The sequence below is a fragment of the Archangium sp. genome (assembly GCF_036388035.1).
In the GTDB taxonomy this organism is placed as follows: Bacteria; Myxococcota; Myxococcia; order Myxococcales; family Myxococcaceae; genus Archangium.
This window is the reverse complement of the sequence record NZ_DASVSO010000876.1, coordinates 1-7,526: the sequence shown is the minus strand read 5'-3', so window position 1 is coordinate 7,526 and position 7,526 is coordinate 1. Positions and strand designations below refer to the sequence as shown.

The window sequence follows — 7,526 nt, the reverse complement described above, 5'->3', positions numbered from 1 at the left end:
CCCCGCCGAGCCCAGAATCACCGTGGAGGCCGCCAGCGGTCCCGCCGGCCCCACCACCCGCGCGCTCGTGAAGACATACACCGCGTACACCAGCGCCGACAGCACGCCGAACACGATGCCTCGCGGGCTCGCGCCTCCATTCAAGTCAATCGTCAGCGCCGTCCCCCCGAGCGCCAGCACGATGGCCACCGCTCGCACCCGTGACAGCCGCTCGCCATCCACCACCACCGCCAGCAGCGCCACCAGCGCCGGGAACAGGTAGAGCAGCAGCGCCGTCAGCCCCGCCGACGCGTGCTTCAGCGCCGAGAAGTACGCCAGGCTCTGTCCCACGTACCCCAGCGCTCCGAGCAGCACGAGGCCGCCCAGCACACGCCCTCGGGGCAGCGGCACGCGCCGCAGCACCATCACCGCCCCCAGCACCAGCGCCGCCGAGGTGAAGCGCAGGAACAGCACCGTGGGCGTGTTCGCCCCCGACGCGTACGCCACGCGCCCGAAGATGCCGAGCGCCCCGAAGGACGCGCCCGACAGCAGGATGAGGAGGATGCCCACCGTGCGGCTCATGGTGGTGCACCATACAGGGCCCGCGCGAGGCTCAGCGCACGAACAGCAGCACCAGCGCGAGCAGCACCAGCAGCGCCGCGCCCACCACCAGCACCACCTTCGCCACCGACACCGGCGCCTTGCCCAGCACGAGGCTCGCGTCCTGCCCGTGCACCACCACCCGGTACGTCTTGCCCCGGTACTGGTACGCCAGCACGTACGCCGGCAGCGCGTAGCGCTTCGTCTCCAGGCTCGACAGCACCACCGCCACGTGCACGTTGCGAAAGCGCCTGCCGGGAATGTGCGAGCGCTCCACCTGCTCGCGCGCCTCGGCCTCCACCGCCGCCAAGATCTGCCGCCTCGCCCCCGAGCGCGTCACGTCGAAGCGCTCCACCTGCGCGTCCTCCGGCCCTCGTGGCGCGGCCTCCACGCCCTCCAGCGTGTACCGCTCCGCCAGCCGCTCGCACTCATCCTGCGTCAGCCCTCGCGACGCGGACACGAGGATGTCCTGGAACGTGAGCTCCACCTGCCCCGCGTGCGGCGCCCAGTCCGAGCGGCCGCTCCCCGCATCCGAGTCCGCCGCCCAGCTCACCCGCGCCCCCGCGCTGAAGGCCCACGCCGGCCACCACATCGGCCGCAGCGACCGCAGCGCCGCCATCTCCGCCAGGTCCGCCGGCCGGAAGAAGCGCTTCTCCGACAGGAAGCGCCTCAGCGCCCCGTGCGCCGCCGCCGCGTCCACCGAGAAGGGCAGGTAGCCCTCGGCCTGCTCCAGCGGGTCCGCCGTCGTCTCCACGTGCATCACCGACGCGCAGAAGGCACACCGCGGCGCCTTCACCTCCGCCGAGTACTCCAGCGAGGCCCCGCACGTGCCGCACCGCACCACCTTCGCCTGCTCGCGCACGGCCAGCGCGCCCGCCTCGCGCGGCGCCCCCACCGCCAGCCCGCAGATGGGACAGCGCAGGTCCCCCTGCTCCAGCCGGCTCCCGCACCGTCCGCACCCCGCCACCGCCCGGGCCGTCATCGCCGACCTCCGCCGCCCCACAGCACGTACAGCAGCACCCCGAGCGCCACCACGCCCAGCACCGTCAGCAGCACCTTCACCCACGAGAGGGGAACCTTCCCGTACACCTCGCCCGACTGCCCATTCACCACCACCCGCAGCGGCGGCTTCTCCGGTGCGTAGCGCGCCGCCAGCACCCACACGGGCACCAGGCACACGTCCAGCGACTCCGCCTCCAGCCGCGTGTCGTGCCGCACGTCCCGGTGCGAGTCCCCCGGCATGAAGGCCTCCAGCCGCCGGCCCACCCGCGCCAGCGCCTCCTCGCGCGCCAGGCGCAGGCACTCGTCCCGGCTGAGCGACGGCTCCTCCGCCACCCACCCCGCCACCAGCGCCGGCTCGTAGCGCGCCAGCACCCGCAGGTCGAAGGGCTCCAGCTGCTCCAGCTCCGCGTTGGACAGCCCCCGCGAGGCCGTCACCAGCACGTCAGGCACGTACTCGGCGTGCTCGCCGCGCAGCGGGCGCCACTCCGTCTTCGTCACCGTGCGCGTCTTCGTCACGGTCCGCCCGTTCTCCGTCGTCGTGTACGTCTGCGTCTCGGTGTAGTTCTCCCCGATGGAGGCGCTGTAGTGGGAGAGCGCCCGGGCGCTATAGAGGTATGCCGACACGTAGACGCCCCGCACCTCCTGGAGCGAGGCGCGCTTGAGCCCCGAGTGGCTCCACGGGTTGCGCGTGCGCAGCCAGTGCTTCACCCGCTCGCCCGCGGCCGGGTGCGTCAGCGCGAAGCCCAGCGTGAAGGTGGGCGCGGGCCTGTCCAGGCTCGGCGGCCGCTCCACCACCGAGGGCGCCGCGCAGTACGGGCACACCGCCGTGCGCAGCTCGGCCGCCACCACCAGCTCCGCCCCACATGATTGGCACCGTAAGTTCATCTCCCGCATTTCTCCCCGACTTCCTCCTGAGTCCGAAAAAAGACGGCCCCCCCCTCAACTTTTTCCCCAGGTTGGGGTACATCCACCTTCCCTTGCTCAGATTTCACCCCATGCCTGCTCGGGACGAAATGCCCCTGTCCTGCCTCTCACTGACCCCCGCGCCCGCACCGGTCTCGGTTGATGAGGTGCTGTCGCCGCTCCTGGTGGTGAAGTTCGACCGTTCCGGCTCGGAACAGGACCTCGAGGCATACCTGAAGGCCCGGGCCGCGTACCTGCGGCGCGAGCAGCCGCACATCGTCCTCTTCGACGCGCGCCAGGTGCACATGCTGTCGGCCCGGGTGCGCCAGCGCTACACCGAGTGGCTGCGCGAGCACGAGGTGGCGCTGCGCCAGTGGACGCTCGGCACGGCGTACGTCATCGAGTCGCCCACCGTGCGGATGATGATGAGCGTCGTGCGCCACTTCGCGTCCATGGCCAATCCGTTCATCGTCACCGCCACGCTGCCCCCCGCCGCCGGGTGGGCCGCCGATCGTCTGTCCGAGGCGGGTCTGGTGCAGAGTGCCGCGCGCATCCGCGCCCACTACGCCGTGCCCTCCAGCTAGGCCGGGCGTCTCCCCACCGGGCCCTCGGCCATGCGTCCTGTCCTTCCCCCGCCGTTCTCCTGACGCCCCGTGAAGGCCGGGCTTGCTCCGGGTGTGGCGGGGCTCCATCTCCGAGGAGATGACTCCCCGCGGCGACATCGTGCTGGATGATGCGCTGTGGCCGTTGCTCCTCGTGCGGTTCCTGGGCGTGCCGACCACACCGCAGGTCGAGGCCTACCTCGCGCGGATGACGACCTTCCTGGAGCGGGGGGAGCCCTACGTCAGCATCCTCGATTCGAGCCAGATGACGGGCATGGGTCCGGCCGAGCAGCGCCAGCTCCAGGTGGCCTGGCTCAAGCGGCACGATGCGCGGCTGCGCGAGCTGGGACGGGGGACGGCCTTCGTCATCGTCTCGCCCCTGGTGCGGCTGGCGGTGAGCGTCGTCTTCCACCTCAAGTCCCCGGCCTCGGCCTACGTCGTCACGGCGAGCCTGCCCGACGCGGTGGCGTGGGCGGCGGATCGGCTGGCCGAGGCCGGACAGCTCGCCGCGGCCCAGCGCCTGCGCCACCACTTCGGCCTCGCCTCGACCCAGCAGACGGGGTGAGATGGAGTGCCCTGTCCGGCGTCCCCCCCCTCCCTCGGAGCTCCCTCCATGGCGCACCCGTCTCCTCCCGTCATCGGCATCCTCGGCGGCAGCGGCCTCTATCAAATCGACGGCCTCCAGGACGTCTCCTGGCGCAAGGTGTCCACGCCCTTCGGCGAGCCCTCGGACGAGCTGTGCTTCGGCACGCTCGACGGCACCCGGGTGGTGTTCCTCCCCCGCCACGGCCGCGGCCACCGCATCTCGCCCTCGGAGATCAACTTCCGCGCCAACATCGACGCGCTCAAGCGCTCGGGCGTCACGGACCTGCTCTCGCTGTCCGCGGTGGGCAGCCTGCGCGAGGACCTGCCTCCGGGCACCTTCGTGGTGGTGGACCAGTTCATCGACCGCACCTTCGCGCGCACCAAGAGCTTCTTCGGCACCGGCTGCGTGGCCCACGTGTCCATGGCCCGGCCCGTGTGCACGCGCCTGGGGGATGCGGTGATGGAGGCCTGCGGAGGGCTCGACATCACCGCCAGGCGCGGAGGCACCTACCTCGTCATGGAGGGGCCGCAGTTCTCCTCGCTCGCCGAGAGCGAGCTGTACCGCAGCTGGGGCTGCGCCGTCATCGGCATGACCAACATGCCCGAGGCCAAGCTCGCCCGTGAGGCGGAGCTCTGCTACGCGAGCGTGGGCATGGTGACGGACTTCGACTGCTGGCATCCCGACCACGAGGACGTCACCGTGGACCAGGTCGTCTCCGTGCTGCTGGCCAACGCGGGCAAGGCGCGTGCGCTGGTGAAGAGCGTGGTGCCGAGGCTCGGCAAGCAGGAGGGCCCGTGCCGCCACGGCTGCCAGACGGCACTCGACCACGCCCTCATCACCGCCCCCGAGGCGAGAGACCCCGCCGTCCTCCAGCGGCTCGACGCCGTGGCTGGCCGGGTGCTCAAGCGCTGACCTTACCGCCGAGGCAGTGGCTCGGCCGCACGGTCCCCCTCCCGTCCGGCGAGCCCGCCTCATCGTGGTGCTTTCCTCGCGCCCTCCCGGAAGGTATCCAGCGGGGGAATGAAGAACGCCGAGAGAGCCCTGAAGTCACCGGCCGCCGCGCTGCCGCCGTCCCCCTTCTCCCTGGACGAGGTGCGCCGCTGCACGCAGCTCCTCAATGCCATGGCCGAGGATCGCCTCCTGCTGGCGGGTTACCCGGACGAGGAGCGGATCGCGCTGTTGAGCGCCGCTGGCCGTCTGGTGCACCCGGATCGTGACGCGAAGTCGCGGCTCGCCAAGGCGCTCAGGCGCAACCGCAAGCAGACCAAGCGCGAGCACGACCGCGAGCTCCGGGCGACGACGGAGATCCGCACGCTGCGCCGGGCCGCCGTGTTCACCGTGCCGCGGCTTCCCCCTCCGCCGCCCTCGCAGGAGCCGGAGCGCATCCTCCAGGAGCCCCGCCGCTGCTACGTCTGCAAGGCCGAGTACCGCAAGCTCCACTTCTTCTACGACATGATGTGCGGCGAGTGCGGGGACTTCAACTACGCCAAGCGCACCCAGCAGGCGCCCCTGTCCGGGAAGGTCGCGCTCATCACCGGCGCGCGCGTGAAGATTGGCTACCAGGCGTCGCTCATGTTGCTGCGCTCGGGCGCGCGGGTGATCGCCACCACGCGCTTTCCCCAGGACGCGGCGCTGCGCTACACGCGCGAGCCCGACTTCGCGGAGTGGTCGCATCGGCTGCACATCCACGGCCTGGACCTGCGGCACGCCCCCAGCGTGGAGCTCTTCGCGCGGCACATCGAGCAGACGCACCACCGGCTGGACATCCTCATCAACAACGCGGCCCAGACCGTGCGCCGTCCGCCCAGCTTCTACGCCCACATGCTGGAGGGCGAGCTGCGCGGCTTCAATGAGCTGCCGGCCGAGGCACGCCCGCTCCTCGCCGGCCACGAGGCGTGCGTCGCCGCGCTGCAACCCGCCCTCGGCACGGGTGGCGACGCCTCGGCGCTCGTGCCCACGTGGCGCAGTGGAGATCCCGCGGTCGGCATCCACTCATCCGCCGCGCTCTCGCAGCTCCCCTACGTCCTCGAGCAGGAGGGTGACGCACTCGCCCACTTCCCCCAGGGCCGGCTGGACGCGGACCTGCAGCAGGTGGACCTGCGGGAGATGAACTCCTGGCGGATGAGGCTCGCGGAGGTCTCGACGGCCGAGATGCTGGAGGTCCACCTGGTGAACGCGGTGGCGCCCTTCATCCTCTGCGGCAAGCTCAAGCCGCTCATGATGCGCGACCGCTCCAAGCCCGGCCACATCGTGAACGTCTCGGCGATGGAGGGCAGCTTCTCGCGCGGGACGAAGACGGACAAGCATCCGCACACCAACATGGCCAAGGCCGCGCTGAACATGATGACGCTCACCTCCGCGCCCGACTACGCGAAGGACGGCATCTACATGAACGCGGTGGACACCGGCTGGGTCACCGATGAGGATCCGGCGCTGCACGCCGAGCGCAAGCAGCAGGAGCTCGACTTCCAGCCGCCGCTGGACATCGTCGACGGCGCGGCGCGGATCGTGGATCCCGTCATGAGCTCGGAGAACACCGGCCAGTACGCGTGGGGCAACTTCTTCAAGGACTACCGCCACACCGCGTGGTGAGGGCAGGCTCGGGCCATGAGAGTCCCGCTCGAGCTTCGCCGCGCCTACAAGCTGCTCAACCACGGCCCCACCAAGCCCGGGGGGTCGAAGGAGTAGACTCGCCGCCCATGCTTCCTCCGCGCATCCCGCTGCCCCACTTCCTCCAGCTGCACCAGTGGATCGCCCACCCCCTGCGGTTCATGGAGGAGTCGGTGCGACGCTACGGCGACAGCTTCGTGATGCAGTTCCCCAACGCCCCTCCGTTCCTCTTCACCCGGGACCTGGGGATGATCCGCCAGCTCTTCACCGGGAAGCCCGAGGACTTCTACGTGGGGCCGGTGAACCGGGTGCTGGAGCCCATGGTGGGGAGCAACTCCCTGCTGCTGCTCGATGACCAGAAGCACATCCGCGAGCGGCGGATGATGACGCCTCCCTTCCACGGCGAGCGGATGCTGTCCTACGGCCTGTCCATGCGTGAGTCCGCCAGCCGCGCCATCGACCGCTGGCCGCTGGGCAAGTCCTTCACCCTCCACGAGGTGTTCCAGGACATCACCCTGGACATCATCCTCAAGACGGTTTTTGGCCTCGCGGAGGGGGAGACGTTCGAGCACTTCCGCAAGCTGTTCGTGCGGATGCTGAACATGGGCTCGCACGACTCCGTGCTGTACCTCAGCGCCCTGCTCCCGGCGGAGCGGATGCTCAAGCTGCTCGCGGTGGGGAGGGACCCCATCCCGCTCGGACCCTGGAAGGCCGACGTGAGCCGGGCCCTGCCGTGGACCCAGCTCAGCCGCCTCATGCGGGAGGTGGACACGTACCTCTACGCGGAGATGGCCCGGCGCCGCGCCGGGGGCGTCGAGAAGCACGAGGACGTCCTGTCCATGCTCATGCAGGCGCGGGACGAGCACGGCCAGCCCATGTCCGACGCGGAGCTGCGCGACGAGGCCATCACCCTGCTGGCGGCCGGACACGAGACCACCGCGACCACGCTCTCGTGGGCCTTCCACTTCGTCCTCCAGCACCCGGAGGTGGAGGAGAAGCTCCGGGCGGAGCTGCAGCAGGTGGCGGGCACCGGGCCGCTCGCCCCCGACCAGGTGAACCGGCTGGAGTACCTGGACGCGACCTTGAAGGAGACGTTGCGGCTGGTGCCCGTGGCCCCCGCCGTGGGCCGGGTGCTGCAGCGGCCGATGAAGATGGGCGAGTGGGAGCTGCCCGCCGACATGGCGGTGATGGCGTGCGCCTACCTCACCCATCGCCGCCCAGACCTGTGGCCGGAGCCCGAGCGC

The 7,526-nt window shown here is 71.0% G+C and carries 8 protein-coding genes; 5 read left to right on the top strand and 3 right to left on the bottom strand.

The features are described from left to right. The 3 genes from VF697_RS36045 to VF697_RS36035 form a co-directional block, all read right to left on the bottom strand. The coding region (locus VF697_RS36045; RefSeq protein WP_331102276.1) for a DMT family transporter at positions 1–561 on the bottom strand (561 nt) is incomplete at its 3' end. A 31-nt stretch (positions 562–592) separates the two neighbouring features. Continuing rightward, positions 593–1,561 (bottom strand): zinc ribbon domain-containing protein, encoded by a 969-nt coding sequence (locus VF697_RS36040; RefSeq protein ID WP_331102274.1) that lies wholly within the window; start codon positions 1,559–1,561, stop codon positions 593–595. After that, positions 1,558–2,466, bottom strand: a complete 909-nt coding sequence (locus tag VF697_RS36035; protein ID WP_331102273.1) for a hypothetical protein — start codon at positions 2,464–2,466, stop codon at positions 1,558–1,560. Before VF697_RS36035 ends, VF697_RS36040 begins: the two co-directional genes overlap by 4 nt. 185 nt (positions 2,467–2,651) lie before the next feature. Here VF697_RS36035 and VF697_RS36030 point away from each other — a divergent pair, with 185 nt between their 5' ends. From VF697_RS36030 to VF697_RS36010, 5 genes are all read left to right on the top strand, one after another. Continuing rightward, positions 2,652–3,068 carry a hypothetical protein gene (locus VF697_RS36030; protein ID WP_331102271.1) on the top strand — a complete coding sequence of 139 codons (417 nt, stop codon included), beginning with the start codon at positions 2,652–2,654 and terminating at the stop codon, positions 3,066–3,068. An 82-nt stretch (positions 3,069–3,150) separates the two neighbouring features. Continuing rightward, positions 3,151–3,651: a hypothetical protein gene (locus VF697_RS36025; RefSeq protein WP_331102269.1), complete on the top strand. Its 501-nt coding sequence runs from the start codon at positions 3,151–3,153 to the stop codon at positions 3,649–3,651. A 48-nt stretch (positions 3,652–3,699) separates the two neighbouring features. Beyond that, positions 3,700–4,584 (top strand): S-methyl-5'-thioadenosine phosphorylase, encoded by an 885-nt coding sequence (locus VF697_RS36020; protein ID WP_331102267.1) that lies wholly within the window; start codon positions 3,700–3,702, stop codon positions 4,582–4,584. A 108-nt stretch (positions 4,585–4,692) separates the two neighbouring features. Next, positions 4,693–6,264, top strand: a complete 1,572-nt coding sequence (locus VF697_RS36015) for an SDR family NAD(P)-dependent oxidoreductase (RefSeq protein ID WP_331102265.1) — start codon at positions 4,693–4,695, stop codon at positions 6,262–6,264. A gap of 107 nt (positions 6,265–6,371) precedes the next feature. Next, a partial coding sequence (locus tag VF697_RS36010) for a cytochrome P450 (RefSeq protein ID WP_331102263.1) occupies positions 6,372–7,526 on the top strand: 1,155 nt, incomplete at its 3' end.